The sequence below is a fragment of the Stutzerimonas stutzeri genome (assembly GCF_018138085.1).
Taxonomy (GTDB): domain Bacteria; phylum Pseudomonadota; class Gammaproteobacteria; order Pseudomonadales; family Pseudomonadaceae; genus Stutzerimonas; species Stutzerimonas stutzeri_AI.
Genome location: NZ_CP073105.1, coordinates 2314840 through 2340155, shown reverse-complemented (window position 1 = coordinate 2340155; position 25316 = coordinate 2314840). Strand labels below are relative to the sequence as shown.

General features: G+C 63.5%; 23 protein-coding genes. 14 read left to right on the top strand and 9 right to left on the bottom strand.

Going from position 1 to position 25316, the window contains the following annotated elements; translation table 11 throughout:
• Positions 1–61: 61 nt before the first annotated feature.
• Genes KCX70_RS10870 through KCX70_RS10845 form a run of 6 tightly spaced genes read left to right on the top strand, consistent with a single transcriptional unit; the run spans position 62 to position 5475 of the window.
• Positions 62–913, top strand: a complete 852-nt coding sequence (locus tag KCX70_RS10870; RefSeq protein ID WP_212620178.1) for an STAS domain-containing protein — start codon at positions 62–64, stop codon at positions 911–913.
• Positions 913–1275, top strand: a complete 363-nt coding sequence (locus KCX70_RS10865) for an STAS domain-containing protein (protein WP_031311002.1) — start codon at positions 913–915, stop codon at positions 1273–1275. Before KCX70_RS10870 ends, KCX70_RS10865 begins: the two co-directional genes overlap by 1 nt.
• On the top strand, positions 1272–1676 hold the full coding sequence (locus KCX70_RS10860; RefSeq protein WP_212620177.1) for an anti-sigma regulatory factor: 405 nt from the start codon (positions 1272–1274) through the stop codon (positions 1674–1676). The genes KCX70_RS10865 and KCX70_RS10860 overlap by 4 nt, the downstream gene beginning before the upstream one ends.
• Entirely contained in the window at positions 1673–2677 is a 1005-nt protein-coding gene (locus KCX70_RS10855; protein WP_212620320.1) for an ATP-binding protein, read from the top strand. The genes KCX70_RS10860 and KCX70_RS10855 overlap by 4 nt, the downstream gene beginning before the upstream one ends.
• Positions 2670–3527 carry a sensor histidine kinase gene (locus KCX70_RS10850; protein ID WP_102845956.1) on the top strand — a complete coding sequence of 286 codons (858 nt, stop codon included), beginning with the start codon at positions 2670–2672 and terminating at the stop codon, positions 3525–3527. Before KCX70_RS10855 ends, KCX70_RS10850 begins: the two co-directional genes overlap by 8 nt.
• The gene (locus KCX70_RS10845; RefSeq protein ID WP_212620176.1) at positions 3517–5475 is read left to right on the top strand and encodes a response regulator; all 1959 of its coding nucleotides are present in this window, start codon (positions 3517–3519) and stop codon (positions 5473–5475) included. Before KCX70_RS10850 ends, KCX70_RS10845 begins: the two co-directional genes overlap by 11 nt.
• Before the next feature lie 13 nt (positions 5476–5488).
• Here the strand turns inward: KCX70_RS10845 and KCX70_RS10840 are convergent, their stop codons facing one another.
• The 4 genes from KCX70_RS10840 to arsS form a co-directional block, all read right to left on the bottom strand.
• A complete protein-coding gene (locus tag KCX70_RS10840; protein WP_021208123.1) occupies positions 5489–5704 on the bottom strand; it encodes a DUF3079 domain-containing protein in 216 nt (71 codons plus the stop codon).
• A 97-nt stretch (positions 5705–5801) separates the two neighbouring features.
• Positions 5802–6476 carry an RES family NAD+ phosphorylase gene (locus tag KCX70_RS10835; protein WP_212620175.1) on the bottom strand — a complete coding sequence of 225 codons (675 nt, stop codon included), beginning with the start codon at positions 6474–6476 and terminating at the stop codon, positions 5802–5804.
• Positions 6476–6877 (bottom strand): MbcA/ParS/Xre antitoxin family protein, encoded by a 402-nt coding sequence (locus KCX70_RS10830; protein ID WP_102851475.1) that lies wholly within the window; start codon positions 6875–6877, stop codon positions 6476–6478. Before KCX70_RS10830 ends, KCX70_RS10835 begins: the two co-directional genes overlap by 1 nt.
• Positions 6878–7090: 213 nt before the next feature.
• Complete coding sequence (gene arsS, locus KCX70_RS10825; protein ID WP_212620174.1) at positions 7091–8068, bottom strand: arsenosugar biosynthesis radical SAM (seleno)protein ArsS; 978 nt, start codon at positions 8066–8068, stop codon at positions 7091–7093.
• 142 nt (positions 8069–8210) lie between these two features.
• Here arsS and KCX70_RS10820 point away from each other — a divergent pair, with 142 nt between their 5' ends.
• Both KCX70_RS10820 and KCX70_RS10815 read left to right on the top strand, forming a co-directional pair.
• Positions 8211–8885, top strand: coding sequence for a TIGR04282 family arsenosugar biosynthesis glycosyltransferase (locus tag KCX70_RS10820; protein WP_212620173.1), 675 nt, complete (start codon positions 8211–8213; stop codon positions 8883–8885).
• Positions 8878–9588, top strand: coding sequence for a TIGR04283 family arsenosugar biosynthesis glycosyltransferase (locus tag KCX70_RS10815; protein ID WP_212620172.1), 711 nt, complete (start codon positions 8878–8880; stop codon positions 9586–9588). Before KCX70_RS10820 ends, KCX70_RS10815 begins: the two co-directional genes overlap by 8 nt.
• Positions 9589–9610: 22 nt before the next feature.
• Here the strand turns inward: KCX70_RS10815 and KCX70_RS10810 are convergent, their stop codons facing one another.
• Positions 9611–11974 carry a DNA polymerase II gene (locus KCX70_RS10810; RefSeq protein ID WP_212620171.1) on the bottom strand — a complete coding sequence of 788 codons (2364 nt, stop codon included), beginning with the start codon at positions 11972–11974 and terminating at the stop codon, positions 9611–9613.
• 387 nt (positions 11975–12361) lie between these two features.
• Here KCX70_RS10810 and KCX70_RS10805 point away from each other — a divergent pair, with 387 nt between their 5' ends.
• Positions 12362–13480 (top strand): SMP-30/gluconolactonase/LRE family protein, encoded by a 1119-nt coding sequence (locus KCX70_RS10805; protein ID WP_392604077.1) that lies wholly within the window; start codon positions 12362–12364, stop codon positions 13478–13480.
• A gap of 694 nt (positions 13481–14174) precedes the next feature.
• On the opposite strand, the gene KCX70_RS10800 is transcribed toward KCX70_RS10805, so the two are convergent.
• From KCX70_RS10800 to KCX70_RS10790, 3 genes are all read right to left on the bottom strand, one after another.
• Positions 14175–15083 (bottom strand): chemotaxis protein CheV, encoded by a 909-nt coding sequence (locus KCX70_RS10800; RefSeq protein WP_102845964.1) that lies wholly within the window; start codon positions 15081–15083, stop codon positions 14175–14177.
• A gap of 121 nt (positions 15084–15204) precedes the next feature.
• Positions 15205–16392, bottom strand: a complete 1188-nt coding sequence (locus tag KCX70_RS10795) for an acetyl-CoA C-acyltransferase family protein (protein WP_212620170.1) — start codon at positions 16390–16392, stop codon at positions 15205–15207.
• Positions 16393–16561: 169 nt separating this feature from the next.
• Positions 16562–18706 (bottom strand): NosR/NirI family protein, encoded by a 2145-nt coding sequence (locus KCX70_RS10790; RefSeq protein WP_212620169.1) that lies wholly within the window; start codon positions 18704–18706, stop codon positions 16562–16564.
• Positions 18707–19331: 625 nt separating this feature from the next.
• Here KCX70_RS10790 and KCX70_RS10785 point away from each other — a divergent pair.
• The 5 genes from KCX70_RS10785 to KCX70_RS10765 all read left to right on the top strand — a co-directional run bounded on the left by KCX70_RS10785 (position 19332) and on the right by KCX70_RS10765 (position 23935).
• Positions 19332–19643: a hypothetical protein gene (locus tag KCX70_RS10785; RefSeq protein WP_212620168.1), complete on the top strand. Its 312-nt coding sequence runs from the start codon at positions 19332–19334 to the stop codon at positions 19641–19643.
• A gap of 55 nt (positions 19644–19698) precedes the next feature.
• On the top strand, positions 19699–19995 hold the full coding sequence (locus tag KCX70_RS10780) for a GNAT family N-acetyltransferase (RefSeq protein WP_212620167.1): 297 nt from the start codon (positions 19699–19701) through the stop codon (positions 19993–19995).
• Between the two features lie 87 nt (positions 19996–20082).
• Positions 20083–20436: a YkgJ family cysteine cluster protein gene (locus tag KCX70_RS10775; RefSeq protein WP_021208110.1), complete on the top strand. Its 354-nt coding sequence runs from the start codon at positions 20083–20085 to the stop codon at positions 20434–20436.
• A gap of 20 nt (positions 20437–20456) precedes the next feature.
• Positions 20457–20798, top strand: a complete 342-nt coding sequence (locus KCX70_RS10770; protein ID WP_212620166.1) for an FKBP-type peptidyl-prolyl cis-trans isomerase — start codon at positions 20457–20459, stop codon at positions 20796–20798.
• A 173-nt stretch (positions 20799–20971) separates the two neighbouring features.
• Positions 20972–23935 (top strand): PAS domain-containing protein, encoded by a 2964-nt coding sequence (locus KCX70_RS10765; RefSeq protein WP_212620165.1) that lies wholly within the window; start codon positions 20972–20974, stop codon positions 23933–23935.
• Between the two features lie 89 nt (positions 23936–24024).
• On the opposite strand, the gene KCX70_RS10760 is transcribed toward KCX70_RS10765, so the two are convergent.
• Positions 24025–25290: a D-amino acid dehydrogenase gene (locus KCX70_RS10760; RefSeq protein WP_212620164.1), complete on the bottom strand. Its 1266-nt coding sequence runs from the start codon at positions 25288–25290 to the stop codon at positions 24025–24027.
• Positions 25291–25316: the final 26 nt, after the last annotated feature.

Genomic DNA, 25316 nt, shown 5'->3' with positions numbered 1-25316 from the left:
GAACGCCTATCGGCAATACGGATCAAACCCGACGCTGCATCTCCCATAAGGACCCGCGCCAATGGTCTCGTTGCAACAACGCACATTCAACGTGATTGCCAAGAAAGAGCATGAGCTGCTCGATAGCTGGACCCGTGAACTCGAAGCCAGCGGCATGTACCGCAACGTCAAGATCGAAGAGTTTCGCCAGCAGACGGCCGACTTCATTCGGTTGCTGATCGAGGGCGCCGGTCAGTCCGAAACCACCGATCTCCGGGCGGGCAACTGGGAAGACATGCGCCAGTTCCTCGAACAGCTGTCGCACAGCCGCGTACTGCTGGGGTTCGATTCGCAGCAAACCGCGGGTTTCATCTTCTCGTTCAAACGCCCATTGATGCCCCTGCTGCAGACCGAATACGCCGATGAACCGGCGCTGCTGGCCGAGCAGCTCTGGGCGCTGTCGGAGCTGATCGACCAGCTCGGTCTGCACACGGTGCGCACGTTCCAGAAATCCCGCGAGGCGGTGATCAAGCGTCAGCAGGAAGAGCTGCTCGAGCTGTCCACGCCGGTGGTCAAGCTGTGGGACGGCGTCCTCGCCCTGCCGATGATCGGCACCCTCGATTCGCAACGCACCCAGGTGGTGATGGAGTCGCTGCTGCAGCGCATCGTCGACACAGGTTCGGAAATCGCCATCATCGACATCACCGGCGTGCCGACCGTGGACACCCTGGTGGCTCAGCACCTGCTCAAGACTGTCACGGCCATCCGCCTGATGGGCGCTGACTGCATCATCAGCGGTGTACGCCCACAGATCGCCCAGACCATTGTGCACCTGGGTCTCGACCTGCAGGGCATCGTCACCAAGGCTTCCCTGGCCGATGCACTGGCGCTGGCACTGCGGCGCTCCGGGCTGACTGTCAGCAAGGCGGTGTAATGGAGCGCATCCCAATACTGCGAATGGGCGAGTTCCTGCTCGTCACCATTCAGGTCGATATGCACGACCAACTGGCCATGACGCTGCAGGACGACCTGGCCGAGCGCATCAGCGCCACGTCTGCCAAAGCGGTGCTGATCGACATCTCGGCGCTGGACATGGTCGATTCCTTCATCGGCCGCATGATCAGTTCAATCTCGGGCTTGTCCAGCATCATGGACGCCGAGACCGTTGTGGTCGGTATGCAGCCGGCGGTGGCGATCACCTTGGTCGAGCTGGGTCTGACGCTGCAGGGCGTCAGCACGGCGCTTAACGTTGAACGCGGAATGCAGCTGCTGCACAAGAGGATGGCTGAAAAATGACCGTGCGCAGCAGCGGCAGCACACCGGTACGGATCGAGCAGGATGTGGTGCTCGCGCGCCAGGCGGTCCGCAAGCTGGCGCAGGATTGCGGCATGCGCCTGATCGACCAGACCAAGCTGGTCACCGCCGTCAGCGAGCTGGCCCGTAACACCGTCGTCTACGGCGGCGGTGGCGATATGGACTGGGAAGTGCTCTACGAAGGTCCGCGCAGCGGTATTCGGCTGACCTTTCGCGACGAAGGTCCTGGCATCGCCGACATCAAACTGGCATTGACCGACGGCTGGACCTCCGGTGGTGGTCTCGGGCTTGGACTGACCGGCGCCAAGCGCCTGGTGGACGACTTCGAGCTCGCCAGTACTCCCGGCGTCGGCACACGCATCAGCATTACCAAATGGTCATGAACATTCAGGGCTCGATGACCACCGTCCTGCCGATCGAGGACGAAAGCCAGATCGGCCATGCGCGGCGCGTCGCGCAATCGCTGGCAGTCGAGCTCGCATTCGATGAGACCGATGCCGGACGCGTCGCCCTGGTCGCCACGGAGCTGGCCACCAACCTGCTGAAACACGCGCACCATGGCGCTTTGCACCTGCGTGCGATACCGGCACAAAGTGGACAGGGAATCGAGCTGATCGCCATCGACCGTGGCCCCGGCTTCAACCCCAACGAGTGCCTGGCCGATGGTTTCTCCACCGGTGGCACCCAGGGAACCGGGCTCGGTGCTCTCTCGCGTCAAGCCCAGCTGTTCGATATCCATTCCGACAGCAGAGGCTCGGTGGTACTGGCGCAGCTTTACCCACGCCACGTATCGGCCCTGCCACTTCGGTTCGGCGTCAGCCAGCACTCCCTGAAAAACGATCCGGCCTGTGGCGACGTCTGGCACCTGGCTGTCGAGGGTACACGGCTCAGTGCGCTGGTCATCGACGGCATCGGACATGGCGAAGACGCTGAAGAGGCCGGCCTGGCCGGCGCTGCCGCTTTCGCCATGGACCCGTTCGCCGACCCGACGGTCAGCATGCTCGACATGCACCAGGCGATGACCGGCTCACGCGGTGGCGCAGCGGCTATCGCCCTGTATGACGCCGACAAGGTGCGTTTCGCCGGCATCGGCAACATCGGGGCCTGCCTGCTGAACGCTGAAAAGAGTCGCGGCATGGCGTCTCACCCAGGCATCGTCGGCTCTCAATTTCGCAAGGCCGTCGCATTCGATTATCCGGTCGATGCGGCGCAGCTTCTGGTCATGTACAGCGATGGGCTCCAGTCGCGTTGGGATCTGCGCGACTACCCCGGTCTGGTGCATCGTCACCCGGCCATCATTGCTGCGCTGCTGCACCGCGACTTCTGCCGTGGTCGCGATGACGTGACCGTTATGGTGATTGCGCTGGAGGCAATCGTTGACTGACTCGAATACGAACGACCTCATCGAACAACTGCGCAGCGAGAACGATCTGCTGCGCGCCGAACTCGAGGAAACCAACCAGGGCGTCCTCGCGCTGTATGCCGAACTCGACACCCAGGCCGAACAGCTGCGACAGGCCTCGGACCTGAAAAGCCGCTTCCTGTCCTACATGAGCCACGAGTTCCGTACACCGCTGGGCTCAATCCGCAGCATTACCCGTTTGCTCAGCGATGAACTGGACGGCCCGCTCAGCCCCGAACAGCATAAGCAGGTCCTGTTCATCAGTGGCGCGGCGAGCGAGCTTAGCGACATGGTCGACGACTTGCTCGATCTGGCGAAGATCGAAGCCGGCCGCATCACCATTTCGCCGGCCTGGTTCGACATGCTGGATCTGTTCGCGGCCTTGCGTGGGATGTTTCGGCCGATCGTCGATGCCAACGCAGTGGACCTGATATTCGAGGAGCCGCACGATATGCCGCGGCTCTATACGGATGACAAGAAGCTTGCACAGATTTTGCGCAACTTCATCTCCAATGCGCTGAAATTCACCCAGAACGGCGAGGTGCGGATTTCCGCCTGCGCCGAGGGCGACAGCGAGGTTCGCTTCGCCGTGACGGACACCGGCATCGGCATTCCGCAAGACATGCACGGCAACCTGTTCGAGGACTTCGTGCAGATCGACACGCCGTTGCAGAAGCGCCTGCGTGGCACCGGTCTGGGATTGTCCCTGTGCAAGCGCTTCGCCGAACTGCTGGGCGGCCGCGTTGGCGTCGACAGCAAACCGGGGGTGGGATCGACGTTCTACGTCGTCATTCCTGTCGCAATTTCCACGGAGCGCGCTGATGGAGCATAAGACCCGGCTGCTGATCGTCGATGACAACGCTGCCACGCGCTACGCGATTCGCCGGGTGCTGGAACGCCACGGTTACGCCGTGCTGGAAGCCGGAACGGGCACCGAAGGGCTGGGCTTGATCGCGACCGGAGACATCGACGCGCTGATCCTCGACGTGAATCTGCCGGACATGAGCGGCTTCGACATCGTGCGCCAACTGCGGACCGATGACCGCACGCGCCTGCTTCCGGTCATTCACGTGTCTGCAGCATCGATCCAGACCGGCGACATCATCACCGGCCTGGACGCGGGAGCCGACGCTTACCTCATTCACCCCGTGGATCCGGACGTGCTCCTGGCGACCCTGCGCACGCTGCTGCGTGTGCGCGACACCGAGCATGCGCTGCGTGAAAGCGAGGCGCGGTTTCGTGAAATCTTCTCCCAGGTCGCGGCGCCGATTGCGGTCATCGACCCACAGCTGCGGATTCACGAAAGCAACCGTGCGCTGTCCCTGCTGCTGGCCGTCGAGCCGGAGCCAACGGCACTGGCCGCGAGCCTTGCCGACGGGCAGGAAGCAAAGCTGCAAGCGTTGCGGGAGAGCCTGGCGAGCGGTTCTCGCTGGCAAGACACCCTGATCTTGCAAGTGACAGGCAAGCGTCGCGAAACCAAGTGGCAGGTGTCGCCCTATCGGGCGTCCGAGCTCGGCCTGGTCGTCATCGAAGACATCACCGAGCAGCGCCAACGCGAGCGCTCGCAACGGCAGCAACTCGACAACGCCAACAACGAGCTTGCCCGCGAAGTCGCCGAGCGCGTCCGCACCGAAGGGCAGCTGATGCAGGCGCAGAAAATGGACGCGCTGGGCAAGCTGACCGGCGGCATCGCGCACGACTTCAACAATCTGCTGACCGGCATCATCACCGGCATCGAGCTGCTGAAAAAACGCATGCACGAAGGCCGCACCGATGCCGTTCTGCGGTTTGCCGATACGGCGCTGAACTCGGCCCGCAGTGCCGCGTCGATGACCAACCGGCTGTTGGCCTTCGCCCGCCAGCAGCCGTTGGATGCGCGCCCGGCCGACCTCAACGACCAGATTCGCTCGCTCGAGGAGCTGTTACAGCGAACCATTGGCGAGGATATAGCGCTGAATCTGGAGCTGTCCGAGCAAGGCGCTGTGGCACAGGTCGATGCCAACCAGCTCGAAAGCGCAATTCTCAATCTGGTCATCAATGCGCGCGACGCCCTGCCCCGCGGCGGCAATATCACAATCCGGACCGCGCCGTTGCGGTCCGAGGGCGATGCGGATCTGGCTGACGGCGACTATGTCGTGTTGACGGTCAAGGATGACGGCACCGGTATCGCACCGGAGGTGCTTGGCAAAGTCTTCGACCCCTTCTTCACGACCAAGCCGCTTGGCCAAGGCACCGGCCTCGGGTTGTCATCGATCTACGGGTTCGCCCGCCAATCCGGAGGCGAAGCCAGGCTGAGCAGCGTCCTGGGCGAAGGCAGCGAAGTATCGCTGGTACTGCCGGCAGCCATGGCTGACCACACCGCCGCGGCGTCGATCCATGAACTGCCACAAGGCAACGGCGAGCATGTCCTGATCGTCGAAGACATGCCGGCAGTACGCATGCTGGTGGCCGAGATGTTGAGCGAGGCCGGCTATCGATGCAGCGAGGCGGGCGATGTCGCCACGGCATTGTCGGTACTGCAGGACGACGCCAGCATCGACCTGCTATTGACCGACGTGGGGCTGCCACAGCTTTCCGGACGGGAACTGGCTGACACAGCGCGAACCCACCGCCCTGCATTACCCGTGCTGTTCATGACCGGTTACGCCGAAAACGCCGTGCGTCGTGATCGCTTTCTCGCGGCCGGAATGGACATGGTGGTCAAGCCCTTCCAGATCGGCGATCTGCTCGGCAAGGTGCGGCAGATGCTCGATCAGGCAGCGATCACTTCTGCCGATTGAGGCCGCAGCGGCGCTAGCTTTTGACCTTGTCTGCCTTGCCTGCCTTGTCGGTCGCGATCAGGTCTCCCCAGTCGCCAAATTCATACCAGTCGTCACCCATCATTTCAGCCGGGTGCTGGGTTCTGCCGGCGCCGTTGCCGCAGGCCAGCGAATCGGCTGGGCAATAACGATCGCACCCCCAGCAGATGCGCTCGGGATGTGGCGGGTTGAGTGGAAATTTCTTGGCCATCGCAGGCCTCGGTCTTCGCTGGAGAATGAGCGCTCAGGCTAACCAGTGTGACCGCCAACGGACTTGACCACGCTCAAGAATCATCCAGCGCTCGGCCTCAGACCTTGACCTCGGTAAGTTCCATGACATGGGTAATAGCCCCTGCACGGGCATCCCACACATAGCGGAAATGCGGACCCTGCACCGGCAACGAGACGGCACGCGGACGAAAGGCCGCCGCGCATTCATGCCCATCCAGGCGAACGCTTTTGTACAGCAAGCCCCAAGTCTTGCCGTCGCGCTGCTCTCGGGCGAATGCCTGGCTGTTGCCATAGGCCGCCGGGTCGGGCTGATGCAACTCGGGTAGGTCGCGTACGTCGATTAAGGGTTTGACGACCTTGTTGACGTAGGCACGCACAGTGATTTCCACGTTGGTTTCGCCGGTCGCCGCCAGGAAACGTTCCTGATGGAACTTGGTTTCGGCGATGGCGGCGTCTATCGAGCTGGCGCAGTAATAGACACCGTAGCTGCCGTCGCTGAAGCGGCTGGAATTGCCAATATGGGTGAAGGCGGCCATCACTGCCGTCGAACCCGGTCCGCTGACGCGGTCGCTGGGCGCGACGCGCTGTAGCGAGCCCGCCTCTTCTCGCAGGCGATCGTTGGTAATGGCTTCAAGCGCGAAGGCGATTTCCAGATCGTCCGGGCTGAGCGTGTCCTCGAACACGGCCAGCGGCGGAAACGAGCTGTTGACGATGCGGTAAGCCCGCCGCCAGGCCGGTAGGACCTCCTGCATCAGCCCCGTACCCAGTCGAGATAGCGTCGTACATCGGCCAGATCGACGACTTGCCCACCGAGCATGTAGTCGAGGGCGCTTGCGCCATTGAACGGCGCGGCATCATTGGGCTTGTGCACCCATTCGTAGGCCCGCTCCGTCTGGTTACTGAAGATGATGCGCAGCGCCTTGTGAATGCCCATCAAATAGGAAATGCGCTCCAGCGTATCGCGCGGCAGGCGAACTTCAGGAAGTTTCTTGTATTTGAAGTAGGTCGTATTGCCCACCGAGCCGAGCAGTATCCGCTGCTGCTCGGCACTGCAATTCCACAACCCCATGAGGTTGAAGAAAAACGTCAGCGCTACTCGTCCTGCCTCGGGCGAAGCAATGTCCGGTTTGCTGACCGCCTGTTCGAGTTTCATCTTCAACTCCGCCTGATTATTGCCACTGGCTACAGATTACTCCGCATACGGATAATTTCAACAACTACCTACACATACGAATAACCATGCATGCGAATAATCAGTTCATTGAACAGTTATTCCAACGCGCAGCAACGGCGAATATTGCGAGGCCATTTCAGAATGCTCGCTTGAGGGTCTTCCGGTCGGTTCCAAACGGCGAGGTTAGAGGAATCAACCCTTCAAAGCGCCCCCGCAGCTCGATCCCTGCCCTGCGGTACATGCATAGCAGTGATCGCGAGTGACGATGGGATTGCCGTCCAGATTCGAGGGCTCGAGCAAATCGCGCAGGTGTGCGCGGTCCCGGCTAATGAGCCCGGGAAGGGTCATCGGCAGTTCCAGCATCTGATTGAAGTCGCAGTCATACAGATAGCCCTGCCAGTCGACGCTCACCAGATTGCGGCACATCACCGCATCGAGATTCTCCGGCCGATAGCTGTCGCGCAGCAGCCGCATGTAATCACTGAACTGCCCCTTGCTCACCAAGGTACTGCCGAAACGGGCGATAGGCTGGTTGGTGATGGTCAGCAGGTGATTGAAGCGAATACCGAAATCTTCGGCCAGATGCACCTTGTAGTCCGCCTCCAGTTGCGCCTGCGGCGGCGGCAATGCAGGGCCCTGCGGGTTGTACACCAGATTCAGGGTCAAGCCGCCGGCCTCGTCCCCATACCCCAGCGCGTTGAGCATACGCAGCCCGGCGATGCTCGCGTCGAACACGCCATCGCCGCGCTGCCGGTCGACGTTATCGCGCGAATAGCAAGGCAGCGACGCCGTCACCTCGACACCCTGCTCCGCCAGGAATTCGGCCAGGTCTTCTTGCCCCGGCTCGCTCAGAACGGTCAGGTTGCAACGATCGATCACGCGCAACCCTTCGCGACGGGCATGCCGTACGATTTCGCGAAAGCGCGGATGCAGCTCCGGCGCGCCACCGGTCAGGTCGAGCGTGTGCACCGGATGCGCATCGATTACCCGATGCAGCAGGCTCAGGCTGTCGTCGGTCATCGCCTCCTCGCGCGTCGGCCCGGCGTTGACGTGGCAATGCAGGCAACGCTGATTGCAGCGGTAGGTCAGGTTGACCTGCAAGGCTTCCAGCCGGCCGCGGCGGATCGGTGGAAAGCTCAGCGCATCGAGCAGAGGCAAGGTGTCACGCATGGTGATGGCGCTCCCAAGTCTTGTTTCGACTCCCCGGACATTTCAGGATTACAGTCAGCATGAATCGCCAGATAACGAACAACCTTCAACGAAGAATAGCCAAGGCTGCACGGCCATAGCGGCGACAGGAGAACCGACCGTCATGGATACAGCGCCGCCCTGCCTAGTACTGCTCTGCAAACGACCCGCCCTCGGCCACGCCAAGCAGCGGTTGGCAGCCACCCTGGGACAGGAGGCCGCGCTATCCGTGGCACAGGCGCTGCTCGCCTGCGCGCTGGAAGACCTGCGGCAATGGCGCGGCCAGCAGGTATTAGCACCGGACCACCGTCAGCACCTGAGCTGGGCACAATCACTGGCTGGCGAGGCGCTGTGCATGGCACAAGGCGACGGCAATCTCGGCGAGCGAATCAACGCACTGGACCATGGCCTGCGCAGCGACGGCCAGCACAGCCTGATATTCATCGGCAGCGATTGTCCAGCCCTGCGCCCGGCCGACTACCTGCACGTCGCTCAGTTGTTACAGCGTTTCGACACGGTGCTGTTCGCCGCCCGCGACGGTGGCGTCGTGTTGATGGCATCCAACCGTCCCTGGCCGGACCTGCAACCGCTGCCCTGGAGCAGCCCGCGGCTCGGCGATGCCCTTGCGCAGCGATGCCGGCAGGCTGGACACAGCGTCGCCATTGCCGGCGAATCCTTCGACATCGACCACGCCGAAGACCTGGCGCACCTCGCCGCGGTGCTGCACGACGACAGGCGACCGGCGCGCCAGGCATTGCACGCGACCCTCAAGCGACTCGGAATCGGCAGCGATGCCTGAACATCCAGCCATCAGTGTGATCATTCCCTGCTGGCATGATGAGCAGGCCCTGGCGCAGCTGCTGGACGCTCTCGCCGCGCTTTTCAAGGGTGCGACGGTGGATGGCGAAATCATCGTCGTGGACGGTGCCAGCAGCGAGCCGTGCCGCTTGCTGTGCGCACGCCACGGCGTAACCTGGCTGCCGACCTCCCCCTGCCGCGGCATGCAGCTTCGCCTGGGCGCCAGCCATGCGCGGCATCCGCTGCTCTGGTTCCTGCACGCCGACGCCCATCTACATGGCAACCCGCTGCCCTCGATGCAGGCCGCAGTCGCCACGGGTGCGGTAGGGGGTTATTTCCGCTTCCGTTTCGCCGGCAGCGCCGGCTGGCAGGGCACCCTGCTCGAGAATCTGATCGCCCTGCGCAACCGCTTCGGTGTGCCCTACGGCGACCAGGGACTGTTCGTAACGGCCGAAGCCTACCAGCGCTGCGGTCAGCACAGCCCCTGGCCGCTGTTCGAGGAAGTCGAACTGGTGAAGTGCCTGCGCCGAAGGGGCCGATTCGTTCGCCTGAACGATGGCGTTCGCGTCGATCCTCGGCGCTGGCAGCGTGACGGCTGGTGGCGGCGTTCCCTGCGCAATCGCCTGTTGGCGCTGCAGTTCGCCTGCGGCGTGCCCGCCGAGCGCCTCGCCGAGCGCTACACGGCGCGCCGCTCCGATGGCTAGCGTCCGCTAACGCGAATGCCCGTCAGAACAACCCGAGCTGCTCGTCGATCAGCGCACTGAAGCTGTCGCCCACGAACGGCAGAATGGCGTCGGCGATTGGCTGCAGCTGGCGCGTCACGTAATGGTCGTAGTCAATCGCGGCGCGCCGCACTTCTAGAGGTTCCGGGCCGCCCACGGTCATCAGATAGCTGATCCAGCCCCCACTCTGGTACTGCCGCTGCCGGCCCTGCTGCAGGTTGTATTCGTCGGCAATGCGGGCGGCGCGCACGTGTGGCGGGACGTTGCGTTCATAGTCGTCCAGGCGTCGACGCAACCGCTTGCGCAGGATCAGCAACTCGTCCAGCTCACCGGCCAGGGTGCGGCGCACGTAGTCACGGACATAGTCCTGGTACGGCTCACGGTTGAAGATGCGCCGGTACAGTTCCTGCTGGAACTGCTGGGCCAGTGGCGACCAGTCGGTACGCACCGTTTCCAGGCCCTTGAACACCAACCCGTCGCTGCCGTCGGGGCGAGTCACCAGACCGGCATAGCGCTTCTTGCTGCCCTCCTCCGCGCCGCGGATGGTCGGCATCAGAAAGCGCTTGAAGTGGCTCTCGTACTGCAACTCCAGCGCACTCTGCAGACCGAACTCGCGCTGCAGATGTTCGCGCCACCACTGGTTGATCAGTTGAACCAGACGCTTGCCGATCCGCGCCGCGTCTTCATCGTTGTGAGCGCGCTTGAGCCAGACGAAGGTCGAATCAGTGTCGCCGTAGATCACGCTATAGCCTTCGGACTCGATCAGCTCGCGGGTGCGGCGCATGATTTCGTGGCCGCGCAGGGTGATGGACGAGGCCAGGCGCGGATCGAAAAAACGGCAACCGCTGGAGCCGAGCACACCGTAGAAGGCGTTCATGATGATCTTCAGCGCCTGGGACAGCGGCTTGTTGCCCTCGCGCTTGGCCGCCTCGCGCCCTTCCCAGACACGCTCGACGATGGCCGGCAGGCAATGCCGATCGCGTGAAAAACGGGCGCCGCGAAAGCCCGGCACCGAGTCGCCATCGTCAGGATTGCGCATGCCTTCGACCAGCCCCACCGGGTCGATGAGAAAGGTACGGATGATCGACGGATATAGGCTCTTGTAATCCAGCACCAGCACCGATTCGTACAAGCCCGGCTGCGAGTTCATCACGAAGCCGCCGGGACTGGCTTCCGGAGGCCGCTCGCCGAGATTGGGCGCGACGAAGCCCTGGCGGTGCATCAGCGGGATGTAGAGATGTTCGAACGCGGCCACCGAGCCACCCATGCGATCGGCCGGCAGACCGGTGACCGTGGCGCGCTCGAGCAGGAAGGTCAGCAGCTCGGTCTTGTCGAAGATCCGCGTGACCAGCTCGCAATCCTTGAGGTTGTAGCGCGCCAGGGCCGGCTTGTCCTCGGCGAACATACGGTTGATTTCGTCCATGCGCTGATACGGCGTGTCGATCGCCTTGCCCTCGCCGAGTAGCGTCTGCGCGACGTTTTCCAGGCTGAACGAAGGAAAGCTCCAGGTCGCCGAACGCAACGCCTCGATACCGTCGATGATCAGCCGACCCGCCGCCGCGGCGAAGAAGTGATTGCTGCGGCTGCCATGTTCGCGCCAGGCCATCTCCTCGCCGCCGCGCCCCAGCCGCAGCGGCACCTGATAGCGCTGGGCCTGTTCTCGCAGCACGCGAAGGTCGAACTGGACCAGGTTCCAACCGATGATCGCATCCGGATCGTGCCGCTCCAGCCAGTCGTTCAAGCGCTCGATCAGCTGCTTGCGGCTGTCGCAATAGTCCAGCCGGAAATCCACCGCACCGGCATCGCCGTTGGCCGGGCCGAGCATATAGACCTGACGCTCGCCGCAGCCTTGCAGCGCAATGGAATACAGCTCGCCGCGCATGGTGGTTTCGATGTCCAGCGAGACCAGCCGGAGCTGGGGCCGGTAATCCGACGCCGGCTTGATCTGCGCCTCGACGAGCACGCCTTGCCCATCCAGCTGGCCGGCAAAGCTGACCGGCGCCGTGATGAAACGCTCCATCAGGTAGCGCTCCGGTGGGCGAATGTCGCCTTCATAGACGTCGAGCCCCGCCCCGCGTAGGCGCTTGTCGAGATTCATCAACTGGCGGTGCTGCTTGCAATACAGCCCAACCACCGGCCGATGGCGGAAGTCGGTCAGGCTCAATGGGCGCAACTCGACGTCGCGCTCGCCCTTGAGCAACATTTCGACCTTGCGCTGTTGCGCCGTCGGGATAAACGCAACCGAAGGCTGGTACGGCACGCGGAGCCGGCGCGGCCCGGCATCGGTCGCCAGCCAGAACTCCACCTCGGTGCCAGCCGCCGTGTCGCGCCAGTGTCGGGTCAGGACAAAGCCCTGTTGCAGATTCACCGTCCGCCGTCCTTATTCTTTCGAGGCGCCCATTCTACGTGGCAATGCCCTTGGAGGACGCGACAAAACGAGGCAAGTGACTCATACGATGTCGAACAAGAAGTCAGTCCGCGCTAAAAAGCTTTCTTGTTTGAGCAAGAATCGGCTTTGACAAGCCACCATACCCTGACAATACTAAGCCGAGTTGTACGACAACATTACCCAACAATAACAATGGATAGTCGCATGCCCCCTTCGCCACGCCCGACTGCCGAGCGCGTTCTGCCGCTGTTGCGCCACGCGCACAGCCCGCCTCGACCGAGTCGCTGATCACCTGCGCACCCCCTGACCGCCTTATCTCAGCGGAACGGATTCGCTCGCCCATAAAACTTACGTAGGACGCACGCCATGACCGCAATGAACGACGATTGCGCCAGCAACAATCCGCGCAATGCCCGCCGAGACTTTCTGAAAAACTCGCTGATGGTATCGGCTGGAATCGCCTCGATGGGCAGCCTGGGCCTGCCCCGGCTCGCCTTTGCCGAACCGCTGACCCAGCGCTACCCGGATGAACTCGTAGAAATCCTCGACGAGAGCTTCACCAAGTACCGGCTGTTCAACGCCAGCGTCGAGAAGCTCGCCGGCGGCATGCGCTGGGCCGAGGGCCCGGTCTGGGTCGGCGATGGCCGTTACCTGCTGGTCAGCGACATTCCCGAAAATCGCATCATGCGTTGGGACGAGATCACCGGCTCGTTTGACGTCTACCGCCAACCCTCGAACCACTCCAACGGTCTGAGCCGCGATCTGCAAGGGCGGCTATTGGCCTGCGAAGGCTCGACCACCAACGACCAGGGCCGTCGCGTCACGCGCACCGAGCCGGACGGCAGCATCACGGTGTTGGCCGACACATTCGAGGGCAAGCGTTTCAATTCGCCGAACGATCTCGCGGTCAGGCAGGACGGCTCGATCTGGTTCACCGACCCGCCCTTCCAGACCAGCAACTTCTACGAAGGGCACAAGATTCAAACCGAGCTGCCGGACGCCGTCTACCGCATCGACGGCGAAACCGGCGCTGTGACCCGTGTGATCGATTCGATCTCCGGCCCCAACGGGCTGTGCTTCTCGCCCGACCAGAAGACGCTGTATGTCGTCGAAGGCCGCGCAGAGCCCAATCGGCTGGTGTGGGCCTACCCAGTCAACGATAACGGCACACTGGGCGAGCGCCGCAAGCATATCGAGGCGCCCGCCTTCGGCGCACTGGATGGCATCAAGTGCGACGAGGACGGCAATCTGTGGTGCGGCTGGGGCAGCTCTGGCGCGCAGGAAGCCAACACCGCGGAGCTGGACGGCGTGATGATCTTCAATCCGCAGGGCAAGGCGATCGGCAAGATCAGGCTGCCCGAGCGCTGCGCCAATCTCTGCTTCGGCGGCAGCAAGGGCAACCGGCTGTTCATGGCCAGCAGCCATTCGCTGTATGCGCTCTACGTCAACACACGCGACGCGAGCTTCGGCAAACACGGCAACTGACCGGCTGGCGATCCTACAACGGCCGGTGCACTAACCCGCATTTTCAACATTGCGTGTAGGAGCAGGCTCTGCCTGCGATCGGAGGTGGCGATCACGCACCGAGACGCAAACCGAACCCCCGAGTCGCGGGCAGAGCCCGCTCCTACAGGTCCGCATGGCCGCTTTGCGAACTCGGGCCTTCGCATCGCGTGTAGGAGCAGGCTCTGCCTGCGATCGGAGCGGAGATCATGCACCTAGGCGTATACCGAACCCATGGATCGCGGGCAGAGCCCGCTCCTACAGGCCCTCATGGCCGCCTTGCGAACACGGGCCTTCGCATCGCGTGTAGGAGCAGGCTCTGCCTGCGATCGGAGGTGGCGATCAAGCACCGAGGCGTAAACCGAACCCCTGCGTCGCGGGCAGAGCCCGCTCCTACAGGTCCGCATGGCCACCTCGCGAAGCATCGCGTGTAGGAGCAGGCTCTGCCTGCGATCGGAGGTGGCGATCACGCACCGAGGCGTAAACCGAACCCATGGATCGCGGGCAGAGCCCGCTCCTACAGGTCCGCATGGCTGCCTTGCGACGCATTGTGTGTAGGAGCAGGCTCTGCCTGCGAACGGGGTGGAGGTCATGCACCGAGGCGTAAACCGAACCCCCGAGTCGCGGGCAGAGCCCGCTCCTACAAAGCCGGTGCGCTACCCGGATGCCAGCTCGCTCAGGCGACCGAGGCATCCTCGCCGAGATGGATGACCCGCGCCGCGCGCAGCATGCATTTGGCCATTTCCGGCGGGGAGAACTTGGTGAGGATGTCGTTGGCGCCGGCGGCCTTGGCCTTGTCGGTGCTGATGGTGCTGTCCAGCGAGGTGTGCAACAGCACATAGATCGAGGCGTAATCGGGGTGCTTGCGGAGCGCCTGGGTGAATGAGTAGCCGTCCATCTCCGGCATCTCGATGTCCGAGACCACTACGTTGATCGCCTCGTAGCTGTCCTTGAGGCGATCGAGCGTTTCGAAGGCTTCGCGTGCACTGCGCACCGCATGGCAGGTCACGCCCATCTTGGTCAGCGCCGACACAGACATATGAATCGCCACCTGGCTGTCATCGACGATCAGGGCGCGGGTTTCGGTGAGCAATTGGGCGTCCTGATCATCGAGGTCGGAAATGTCGGCATCGTCCGGCACCGGTGCGATGTTATGGATGACCTTTTCCACGTCGAGGATCTGGATCAGCTCGCCATCGACTTCCGCCGTGCCGGTGATAAAGGAGTTGCTACGTGCACCGTAGGGCGGCGGCAGGATCTTCGACGACTGGATGTGCACGATCTTGACCACCGCCTGCACATGAAGCCCCTGCTTCGAGCGGCTGATCTCGGTAACGATCAAGCAGCCACCTTTTGGGTCCTGCAACGGCGCCATGCCGATGGCCAGGCTCAGGTCGATTACCGACAACGGCTGCCCCCGCAAGGTGGCGACGCCGCGCACATGGGGATGGGATTCGGGCAGCCGGGTCAATGACGGCGTCGGAATGATCTCGCTGACCTTCAACAGGTTGATCGCCATCTGTTTGCCGCTGCGCAGCGTGAACAGCAGAAGCGATAAGGCGTCGGTGGCGGATGCGTTGTTCATGAATAGTCCTGTGGGAAGCCGGTTCTCTTGGCGTAGTTATCACCCTCGCCGAAGGTTGTCGGCTATCCCGGCGGAATCTTCAATCGAAATGGCCATGCCCGACAAACGCGAACGCTTGCGCTCAGCACCGCTCGAACAGCGCCGCGATCCCCTGCCCGCCGCCGATGCACATGGTCACCAGCGCATAGCGGCCGCCGATGCGTTGCAGCTCATGAATGGCCTTGACGCTGATGATCGCGCCAGTCGCGCCCACCGGATGCCCGAGGGAAATGCCGGAGCCGTTGGGGTTGACCCGCACCGGGTCCAGCTCCAGCTCCTGCATCACCGCGCAGGCCTGAGCGGCGAAGGCTTCGTTGGCTTCGATCACGTCGATCTGCTCCAGGTGGATGCCGGTGCGCTCCAGCAGCTTGCGTACCGCGGGCACCGGACCAATGCCCATATAAGCCGGGTCGACGCCGGCGTGGGCATAACCGACCAGGCGTGCCATGGGCTGTAAACCCAAGGCGCGAGCCCGCCCCGCCTCAGCCAGCACCAGCGCCGCGGCGCCGTCGTTGAGGCCCGAGGCATTGCCAGCGGTCACGGTGCCGTGCTCCTTCTTGAAGATCGGCTTCAATGCCGCGAGCCGCTCGGCGGTCAGGTCCGCGCGGACGTGCTCGTCGGCCTCGAAGTGGACAGTTCCCTTGCGCGTCTCGACGGCTACCGGGACGATCTGCTCGCGAAAACGTCCTTGCTCGATGGCACGGGCGGCGCGCTGCTGGCTTTCCAGCGCCAGCACGTCCTGCTGTTCGCGGCTGATGCCATAGCGCTCGGCGACGTTCTCTGCCGTCACGCCCATGTGGAACTTGCCCCAGGGATCGTGCAGCAGCGTGTTCATGTAATCGATCGCCTGGCTGTCGCCGAGACGTGCGCCCCAGCGCAGGTTCGGCAGGATGAAAGGCCCGCGGCTCATGCTCTCCGCACCGCTGCCAATCGCCACATCGGTGTCGCCGAGCAGGATCGACTGCGCCGCCGAGATCACCGCCTGCAGGCCGGAGCCGCACAGGCGGTTGACGTTGAAGGCCGGCGTTTCCAGCGGAATGCCGGCGTCCACCGAGGCCACGCGCGCCAGGTAACCATCGCGCGGCTCGGTGGGGATCACGTTGCCCATTACCACATGGCCGACCGCATCGGCCGGGGTACCGGAGCGCTCCAGCGCCCCGCGGCAGGCCGTGGTGGCAAGAGTGATCAGGTCGACATCCTTCAGCGCGCCGCCAAAGGAGCCGATCGGGGTGCGCACCGCACCGACAACGACGATTTCACGTTCAGCCATGGGGGCCTCTTCACAGCAAGGGGTACGGGCGGACCGGGCCAGCCGATGCGCCAAAGGCGTCCGATGCTAGCGAACTGGTGCGGGCGAACAATAGCCATGGGCGCAGATCCGCTGTGCAGCATTGCAGAACCAGCCGGTCAGCTGACCACCGCCTGCGCCCCGCGCGGCATCAAGGCGCAGGCAGCGCGTGCGGCGCCATGGCGTCGGTGGCGATCAGCTCGCCCTGGGCATGCCGCCCGGCCTTTTCCGCCCGCTTGCGCGCACTGATGGTGGCCACGCACTGATCGTCATTGTTGAGGATGACGATGCACTCCAGGCACTGGATGCATTCGTCGTAGTCGATGCGCCCGTCACGCTTGATCGCACCGATCTCGCAGTGGTTCTTGCAGTGTTGGCAGGGCTGGCCGCAGGGGTCGATTCGCTTGAGCCAGGCGAACAGATGGAACTTGCCGAGGATCGCCAGCCCGGCGCCCAGCGGGCAGACGTAGCGGCAATAGAACTTATGCACGAACAGCCCGAGCCCGAGCAGCACCACGGCATAGAGCACGAACGGCCAGGAGCGCACGAAGAACAAGGTGATGCTGGTCTTGAAGGGTTCGACCTCGGCGAGCCGCTCGGCCAGGGTCAGTGAATAGAAGGCCACCGGCACCAGTCCGACGAGGATCAGGTACTTGAGCCATTGCAGGCGCGAATGGGTGCGGTCGGAAATCTTCCACTGGCGAATCCGCAGGCGCTTGGCGACCCAGCCAAGCATTTCCTGCAAGGCGCCGAACGGGCACAGCCAGCCGCAGAACACCCCGCGCCCCCAGAGGAACAGGCTGACGAAGGTGAAGCTCCAGAGCATGAAGATCACCGGATCCATCAGGAACACGCGGATATCGAAGTCTTTCCACAGCGCCAGCAGCAAGGTGAAGATGTTCACGACCGAGAGCTGGCCCTGGGCGTAGAGCCCGATGAACAACAGGGTGAACAGCAGATAACCGGCGCGAAACAGCTGGAAACCGCGGCTGTGCCGGCTTATCCGGTGCTGCCAGATGAACACGCCCGTCAGCACCATCAGCGCCAGCCCGACCAGGCCGACCTGCCACCAGCGCTCCTGCCACATATGCAACCAGATCGGCACCGGCTCGGCCACGACCTGGGCTTCCTGAATGTCGAACAGCGCCGGATCGAGCTGGAACTCGCGGGTGAGCTGGGTATTGGTTTCCACCAGATGGTTGCGCTGCAGCTTGACGTTGAGCCGCAGCCCGGCCGGCTCGGCGGGGTTGAAGTCGTTGTGCGCCTTGATCCGGAAGATATGCGCTTCGGCTGGCTCGACCGGCGCGTCCAGCAGATCCATGACCGCACCGTTGTTGAAGTTCATGTCCTGCAGGTCGATGGGATGCTCATTCTGCATCAGCACCAGCCGGCTCGGGGCGGTCGCGGGCACGAAGTCGTCCGGCACGTGCGGGTACAGCCCGGACGACAGCACCAGCAACGCCTGTTCGTTGGGCTGCAGCTCGGTCATCAGCCTCTCGAACCCCGCCTCACCGAGCAGATTGCGGCCGATGATCGGTGCGTTCAGGTAGGCGAAATACAGCTCGCTGAAGGGGTCATCGCTGTCGGTATCCAGCGCCTGGTAGCCGTCGAGGGAATGACCGATGTCCGCTTCCACCTCCTCGCGGCTCACCGTCCAGTGCTGGACGTAGCCGCGCTGAAGCAGCGCGTCCCAGTCGAGCGGCTCGTAGAGGTCAGGCTTCGGGGTGGCCAGCGGACCGCCGGCAAAGCCCTCGAGCAGCTGCCGCGCCACGCTCAGCGCCGAGAGCAGCACGGTTTCGTTGACGATCACCACCGATACCGTGGCCTTGCTCACGCCATCGATGCGGGTGACCGAGTCGTTGCTGGTGGCGGTGCCTTCGCGGCCGCCGACGACGATGGGCTTGGTGATCGATTGCTGCCGATACTGGTCGACGAAATCGAACAGCGCCTGCTCGCCCAGACCATGCAGAAACACCGGCTCATGGTGCTCCAGCACCCGCACGCCGGTGAGCACACCCTGAGGATTCATGCCGATCAACAGCCTGATCGGCTTGCCGGAAAAGCCCTGGAGATCGGAATAATCGGTGGACTCGAAGGCGTAGCCGAGCAGATCGTCGAGTTGGTAGGCGCTGTAGACCGGCGGATTGTCCTGCTTCGGCTCGATGCGCGTCGCCTTGGGAAACAGCTGCAGGATTTGCTCGTCCAGCTCCTGCGCAGCCAGCAATGGGCTAGCCAACAGGCACAGCCACACCAGGAAGGTGCGCAACGATGACGGCAAACAGGCGCGGCGAGCCATGAGGGCCTCTCGGTTTTGTAGTTATGGACCCATGCTAGTCAGCCGCGCCGGCAGCGCCATGCGACTTGCTGGTCGGTCACCCACTACTTCGGTCTAGGTCGCGATCCAGCGCACGCCGCAAGTGGGTCGCGGGCAGAGCCCGCTCCTACAGGTTAGCGTTGCGAATTCGGGCCTCAGGCATCGCGTGTAGGAGCAGGCTCTGCCTGCGACCGTTGGTTGAGCCATATACCGAGGCGTAAACCGAACCCCGGGATCGCGGGCAGAGCCCGCTCCTACAGGTTGGCGTTGCGAATTCGGGTCTCCGGCATCGCGTGTAGGAGCAGGCTCTGCCTGCGACCGTTGGTGGGGTCATATACCGAGGCAAACCGAACCCCCGGGATCGCGGGCAGAGCCCGCTCCTACAAGTTAGCGTTGCGAATTCGGGCCTCAGGCATCGCGTAGGAGCAGGCTCTGCCTGCGAACGTTGTGGGCGATATACCGGGGCGTAAACCGAACCCCGGGATCGCGGGCAGAGCCCGTTCCTACAGAGGCTGGTGCGCTTTTTTCTGGCCAGGGGAACGATGGGCTGTCGGCCCGGCCCAATCCTGACAAGCCATCCGATCAGCCACGCACAGGAGGCCCAGCAATGACCAAGGCCGTCAAACCGGACGCGGAACAGCCCTATTTCGAGACGCCCGGGCATATCCCGAGCGGCAGCGACCACCAGATTCCGCACAGCCATCGCTTGGGCTATCGCGGCTACGACGTGATCGTGCACATTACCGGCTACGAATACGAAACCTTCGGCGAGACGCTCTGGGCCGTGGGCGCCGAGGTGGTCAAGGATCGCGAAATCATCGTTCCGGTCAGTGTCGACCAGGCCGAGCACTACCGCAGCTTCGAGGATGCGCTGCAACGCGGCTGCGACTTGGGCCGGGCGCTGGTCGACGCGTTGTAATCGACGCCCCTCCCGGCACGGCTGCAAAAACCCTTTTGGCAACAGGAGCACAAGCATGAGCGACAACGAAAACGCACGCGTGCGGCACGACGAAGCGGCCAACCGTTATGTACTGGAGGTTGGTGGGCAAGAGCTGGGCTTCACCGAATACCAATCGGACGGCTCGCGCCGGGTCTTCACCCATACCGAGGTGGACCAGAGCCTCGAGGGGCAAGGCTTGGGCAGCCTGCTGGTGCGTGGAGCGCTGGACGACACCCGCCAGCAGGGCAAGCGCATCGTGCCGGTCTGCGAGTTCGTCGCGGCCTACATCAAGAAGCATCACGACTGGGACGACATCGTCGAGAGCGTTTAGCCTCGACGCGTTGGTGAGATACACGTCACACCCGTGGTCGCGTACCATGCGCGCCCACCACCTCTCTCGCCCCTCCGTCATGACCTCATGAGCTGCACCCAGCGCAAGATCGATCAGCTGCGCCGCCAGATCCCGGGTTTCGCCTGCGAACCCGGCTGCCATGACTGCTGTGGCCCGGTGACCGCCTCCTCGGAAGAAATGGCAAGGCTGCCCGTGCGCAGCGCCATCGAGCACGACAAGGCGTTGGCCGAGTGGAATTGCGTACACCTCGGGCCAAACGGCTGCGAAGCCTATGACGAGCGCCCGCTGATCTGTCGGCTGTTCGGCACCACGGCCAGCCTGCCCTGCCCGCGCGGCCGAGGTCCCGATACGCCCACCGCCCCGAGTGTGGAGAAGCAGGTGCACAGACTTATCGCCAGCACCCGTCAGGTGCTGGTCTAGACAACCCCAGAGAAAAGCCCATGAGTGACGAACTGCAGATCGAGGACATCGTGCACGGCGACGGCAAGGCCGTGGTCAAGGGCGCACTGATCACCACGCATTACCGTGGCCAACTGGAGGACGGCACCACCTTCGATTCCTCCCATGAGCGCGGCAAGCCCTTCCAGTGCGTGATCGGCACCGGCCGGGTGATCAAGGGCTGGGACCAGGGCCTGATGGGCATGAGAGTAGGCGGCAAACGCAAGCTCTTCGTCCCCTCCCACCTCGCATATGGCGAGCGCCAGATCGGCGAACACATAAAGCCGAATTCCAATCTGCTGTTCGAAATCGAACTTCTGGAAGTGCTGACTCGCGACGACTGAACGTGACGTAGCGCATATTTCCGGGCCCGTCGTTCAACTTTGCTTCACCATTGCAATCAAAGCGCTATCAGGCCATCGGTTTCTGGCGTGGAGGCCGCACGGCAGCCGCGTTGTGCACCTCATCCGATGGCAGGGTAGCCAGCAAAGCGCATCTCAGGTTGGAACATTTTTCGATGACAGCTGAAGCAAGCGTCGCGCACGAAGCCATCAACTCGTATGTATTTCCCATAGACGGCGGCGAGTTGGGCGAACTCATCCGCACTCGTGGCTGGTCCGACACCGAGCTCGGCCCACCTGACAGCTGGCCGCAGAGCCTGAAGACCGTGACGGGCATGCTGCTGTTGTCGCCGGTACCCATGGTGCTGCTCTGGGGCCGCAAGGGCATCATGCTCTACAACGATGCCTATTCGGTGTTCGCCGCCGGCCGGCACCCCCAGCTGCTCGGATCGGAGGTACGCAAGGGTTGGCCGGAAGTGGCGGACTTCAATGACAACGTCATGAAGGTCTGCCTGGCTGGCGGCACGCTCGCATACAAGGACCAGGAGCTCACCCTGCACCGCAACGGCCGCCCCGAGCAGGTCTGGATGAACCTCGACTACTCGCCGGTACTGGACGAGAGCGGCCGCCCGGCCGGCGTCATCGCCTTCGTGGTGGAGACCACCGAGCGCATCAGGGCCGAACGTCGCCTGCTGGCCGAGAAGAATCGACTGACGCAGTTGTTCGAACAGGCGCCCGGCATCATGGCGATGCTGAACGGCCCGGAACATCGCTACGAGATGGTCAACCCGGCCTACGCCAAGCTGGTCGGCAACCGCAAGCTGATCGGCCTGACTGTGCGCGAAGCGCTTCCCGAGATCGCCCGGCAGGGTTATGTCGAACTACTGGATCAGGTCTACCACACCGGCGTCGCCTATGTCGGTAGCTCGGTGGAGATGGCCATCCAGCACAGCCTGGGCGAAGCCGAGGAGCGCTTCATCCTCGACTTCGTCTTCCAGCCGGTGATCGACAGCGACGGCAACGTCAGCGGCATCTTCCTGGAGGGTCACGACGTTACCCAACGGGCCCTGGCAGAGCGGCGCATGCAGTTTCTCGACGTGCTGGGCAAGGCGATCGCCGCCAGCACCGACGCCGATACCATCCTGGCGATCACCACCCAGCTGCTCGGCGAGCATCTGCGCGCCTCGGTCTGCGCCTATGCCGACATGGACCCGGACGAGGACGGCTTCACCATTCGCGGCAACTGGACGACCCCCGGCGCCACTGGCATCGTCGGCCGTTATCGCCTCGCCGACTTCGGTCAGCTGGCCCTGCGCAAACTGCGTGCCGGCCTGCCACTGGTCCTCCACGACACCGCGGCACAATTGCCGGACCACGAAGCGGCGACTTTCCTCGACCTCGGTCTGGCGGCCACCAGCTGCATGCCCTTGATCAAGGAAGGCAAGCTGACCGCATTGATGGCCATTCACGACAAAAGTCCGCGGGTCTGGAAGACCGAAGAGCTGGTTCTGCTCGCCGAGGTCACGGAGCGCTCCTGGGCACACATCGAGCGGGTACGCTCGGAAGCCGCCGTGCGCCGTGCCGAACAGCGATTTCGCAGGGAGCTGGAACGTCAGGTCGCCGAGCGCACCGCCGCGCTCGCGCAGAGCGAAGCGCAGATTCGCACCGTCGCCGCCAGTTCTCACCTCTACCAGTGGTTGCTGAGCGTCGATGGCACGGTGGTCTACGCCAACCCGACATCATTGACCGCCGCCGCAGCCCAACGCGACGATGTTGTCGGCCTACCCTTCTGGGATACGCCCTGGTTCACCGCGACGCCCGGAATGCCACCGGTCGTGATGGCTTGCGTCGCCAACGCCATCGACGGGGGCAGCGAGAACATGCACATGCAGCTGCGACTGCCGATCGGCACGCGTTCGTTCGACTTCTCCATGCGGCCGGTGCTCGATGCCGCCGGCCGTGTGGTCGGGATCGTCCCGGAAGCCGTGGACAGCACGGCTCGGATCGAGGCCGAGCAAGCGCTGCAACAGGCACAGAAGATGGAGGCGCTGGGCAACCTGACCGGTGGCATCGCCCACGATTTCAACAACCTGCTGACCGCCGTGATGGGCAACCTGGAATTGCTGCGCAAACGGGTGCCGGACGACTCGCCTCTGCTGCGGCTGATCGACAACGCCCGCATTGGCGCCGAGCGCGGTGCGTCACTCACCCGCCGCATGCTGGCCTTCGCGCGCAAGCAGGAATTGCAGGCTGAACGAATCCAGCCCGGCCAACTGATCGAGGAAATGACCGAGCTGCTCGAGCGCTCGCTCGATCCCACGGTAATCATCGAGACGCAGGTCGAAGCGAATCTGCCCAGCATCGAGGCCGATCCCAACCAATTGCAGACCGCATTGCTCAACCTGGTCCTCAACGCCCGTGACGCCATCGGCGAACAGGGCCGCATCCTCATCAGCGCTCACTGCGAACGCATCGATATCGAGCAAGGGCTCGCTGGCGGGCTCTATCTGTGCCTGGCGGTAACCGACGAAGGCGAAGGCATGGGCGAAGCCACCTTGCAGCGCGCCACCGAGCCCTTCTACACCACCAAGGGTGTGGGCAAGGGCACCGGCCTCGGGCTGTCCATCGTGCATGGGTTCGCTGAGCAATCGGGAGGGAAATTGCTGCTTCGCAGCGAAGTGGGCGTCGGCACCACGGCGCAGATCTGGCTGCCGGCGAAGGAAGACATCCATCAGTTGGTGATCACCGAGCCAGCACCCGAGCAGAGCACAGACAAGGGGTGCGGCCTGAACATTCTTGCGGTGGACGACGATGTGCTGGTGTTGTTCAACACCGCCGAGATGCTACGTGACGAAGGCCATCAGGTGACCACCGTGCATTCGGCCGCGCAGGCCCTCGATCAGGTCCGCGAGACGCGATTCGATCTGCTCATCACCGACCATGCGATGCCGAAGATGACTGGCGCGCAGCTGGCGCAGGAAGTGCGCAACCTGCAGCCGAGCCTGCCGGTTCTGCTGGTCAGCGGTTATGCGGAGTTTCCAGCGGGCACTGCTGCCGAGCAGTTGCCGTTACTGGCCAAGCCTTTTTCGCAGGCGGCGCTACTGGGCGCCATAGCCAGGGTCACGGCCGAGACGAGCTGATCGGCCGGAGCGATGACACGCCATCGCTACAACCATCACGACTGATCAGACCCTGATTGCGGCGAGCGCCGCAACCAAGGTCGCCACCTTTATGCGTGGACCGGCTGCCGGCTGGCAGAGATCGGAGCAACGACCGAGCCCATCGATTGGCTCACCACGTCGCCGATCATGTCGGCGGTGATGGCGCTAAGGGTCCAGCCGAGGTGGCCGTGACCGGTGTTGTAGAACACGCACGCCGAACTGCCGCGGCCGACCTTGGGCATCATGTTCGGCATCATCGGACGCAACCCTGCCCAGGGCACGACGCTCTGGGTGCTGACACCGGGGAAGCACTCGGCGACCCAGTCCACCAAGGGGCGAATCCGATCAGCGCGAATGTCGCGGTTGTAGCCATTGAACTCGGCGGTGCCGGCGACCCGCAGGCGATTATCACCGAGGCGGCTGGTGACCAGCTTGGTTTCGTCGTCCAGCAGGCTGACGGTCGGCGCGGCGGCACGGCTGGCCTCGTCGTTGAGGTTGACGGTGATCGAATAGCCCTTGACCGGGTAGATGTTCACCCGATCGCCCAACTGCGCTGCCAGCGCCCGGCTGGCCGTACCGGCGCAGACCACCATGCCGTCGAACTGCAGGGTTTCGTCGCCACCCGGCGTGCCGAGGATAACGCTGGCCTGCCTGCCATCGGTCGCCACGCCCTTCACATCCTGACCGTACCGGCACTCGACACCCAGGCGAATGGCCGCCGCCGCGAGGCCGTTGGTGAATAGGTGGATGTCGCCGGTGGAATCGCACTCGGTGTAATAGCCCCCGTAATATTGCCCCGCAAGCGTCGGTTCGATGGCACGCATTTCCTCCGATGTCACGCTACGGCGCGGCAGGCCGCCCTGGGCCAGTAGTGTGGATACCTTGGCTGCGTGGTCGAAGCCGGCCTTGTCGCGGTAGATGTGCAGGATGCCGGCCTTCTTCAGGTCGAAGTCGATGCCCTCTTCCTCGGCCCAGGCGAACAGGTGCTCGCGTGCAGCGATGGCCAGGCGCGCGGTTTCGATGGTGTTCTGGCGGTATTGCGGAATCGAGCCGATGAACTCGGCGAACCAGGACAGCTTGTGCCAGCTGGGCTTGGGATTGACCAGCAGCGGCGCGTCGCTCTTGAGCATCCACTTGATGCCCTTGAGGATGGTGGACCAATGCGTCCAGACCTCGGCGTTCGACGCGGAGAGCTGGCCACCATTGGCGAAGGAGGTTTCCATCGCCGCGTAGCGGTGCTTTTCGAACAGGGTGACGGCGAATCCACGCTTGGCCAACGCATAGGCGGTAGTGATGCCGGTGATACCGCCACCAATCACAGCGATCGTTTTCATCTTTGAAGCTCCAGAACGTCGGGAGG

Coding starts and splice junctions, on each gene's coding strand:
- KCX70_RS10860 (WP_212620177.1), top strand. CDS start 1,272: ATGACCGTGCGCAGCAGCGGCAGCACACCGGTACGGATCGAGCAGGAT.
- KCX70_RS10785 (WP_212620168.1), top strand. CDS start 19,332: ATGACCAAGGCCGTCAAACCGGACGCGGAACAGCCCTATTTCGAGACG.
- KCX70_RS10815 (WP_212620172.1), top strand. CDS start 8,878: ATGCCTGAACATCCAGCCATCAGTGTGATCATTCCCTGCTGGCATGAT.
- KCX70_RS10865 (WP_031311002.1), top strand. CDS start 913: ATGGAGCGCATCCCAATACTGCGAATGGGCGAGTTCCTGCTCGTCACC.
- KCX70_RS10800 (WP_102845964.1), bottom strand. CDS start 15,083: ATGAACAACGCATCCGCCACCGACGCCTTATCGCTTCTGCTGTTCACG.
- KCX70_RS10770 (WP_212620166.1), top strand. CDS start 20,457: ATGAGTGACGAACTGCAGATCGAGGACATCGTGCACGGCGACGGCAAG.
- KCX70_RS10820 (WP_212620173.1), top strand. CDS start 8,211: ATGGATACAGCGCCGCCCTGCCTAGTACTGCTCTGCAAACGACCCGCC.
- KCX70_RS10775 (WP_021208110.1), top strand. CDS start 20,083: ATGAGCTGCACCCAGCGCAAGATCGATCAGCTGCGCCGCCAGATCCCG.
- KCX70_RS10780 (WP_212620167.1), top strand. CDS start 19,699: ATGAGCGACAACGAAAACGCACGCGTGCGGCACGACGAAGCGGCCAAC.
- KCX70_RS10845 (WP_212620176.1), top strand. CDS start 3,517: ATGGAGCATAAGACCCGGCTGCTGATCGTCGATGACAACGCTGCCACG.
- KCX70_RS10855 (WP_212620320.1), top strand. CDS start 1,673: ATGAACATTCAGGGCTCGATGACCACCGTCCTGCCGATCGAGGACGAA.
- arsS (WP_212620174.1), bottom strand. CDS start 8,068: ATGCGTGACACCTTGCCTCTGCTCGATGCGCTGAGCTTTCCACCGATC.
- KCX70_RS10795 (WP_212620170.1), bottom strand. CDS start 16,392: ATGGCTGAACGTGAAATCGTCGTTGTCGGTGCGGTGCGCACCCCGATC.
- KCX70_RS10760 (WP_212620164.1), bottom strand. CDS start 25,290: ATGAAAACGATCGCTGTGATTGGTGGCGGTATCACCGGCATCACTACC.
- KCX70_RS10840 (WP_021208123.1), bottom strand. CDS start 5,704: ATGGCCAAGAAATTTCCACTCAACCCGCCACATCCCGAGCGCATCTGC.
- KCX70_RS10805 (WP_392604077.1), top strand. CDS start 12,362: ATGACCGCAATGAACGACGATTGCGCCAGCAACAATCCGCGCAATGCC.
- KCX70_RS10870 (WP_212620178.1), top strand. CDS start 62: ATGGTCTCGTTGCAACAACGCACATTCAACGTGATTGCCAAGAAAGAG.
- KCX70_RS10830 (WP_102851475.1), bottom strand. CDS start 6,877: ATGAAACTCGAACAGGCGGTCAGCAAACCGGACATTGCTTCGCCCGAG.
- KCX70_RS10790 (WP_212620169.1), bottom strand. CDS start 18,706: ATGGCTCGCCGCGCCTGTTTGCCGTCATCGTTGCGCACCTTCCTGGTG.
- KCX70_RS10835 (WP_212620175.1), bottom strand. CDS start 6,476: ATGCAGGAGGTCCTACCGGCCTGGCGGCGGGCTTACCGCATCGTCAAC.
- KCX70_RS10765 (WP_212620165.1), top strand. CDS start 20,972: ATGACAGCTGAAGCAAGCGTCGCGCACGAAGCCATCAACTCGTATGTA.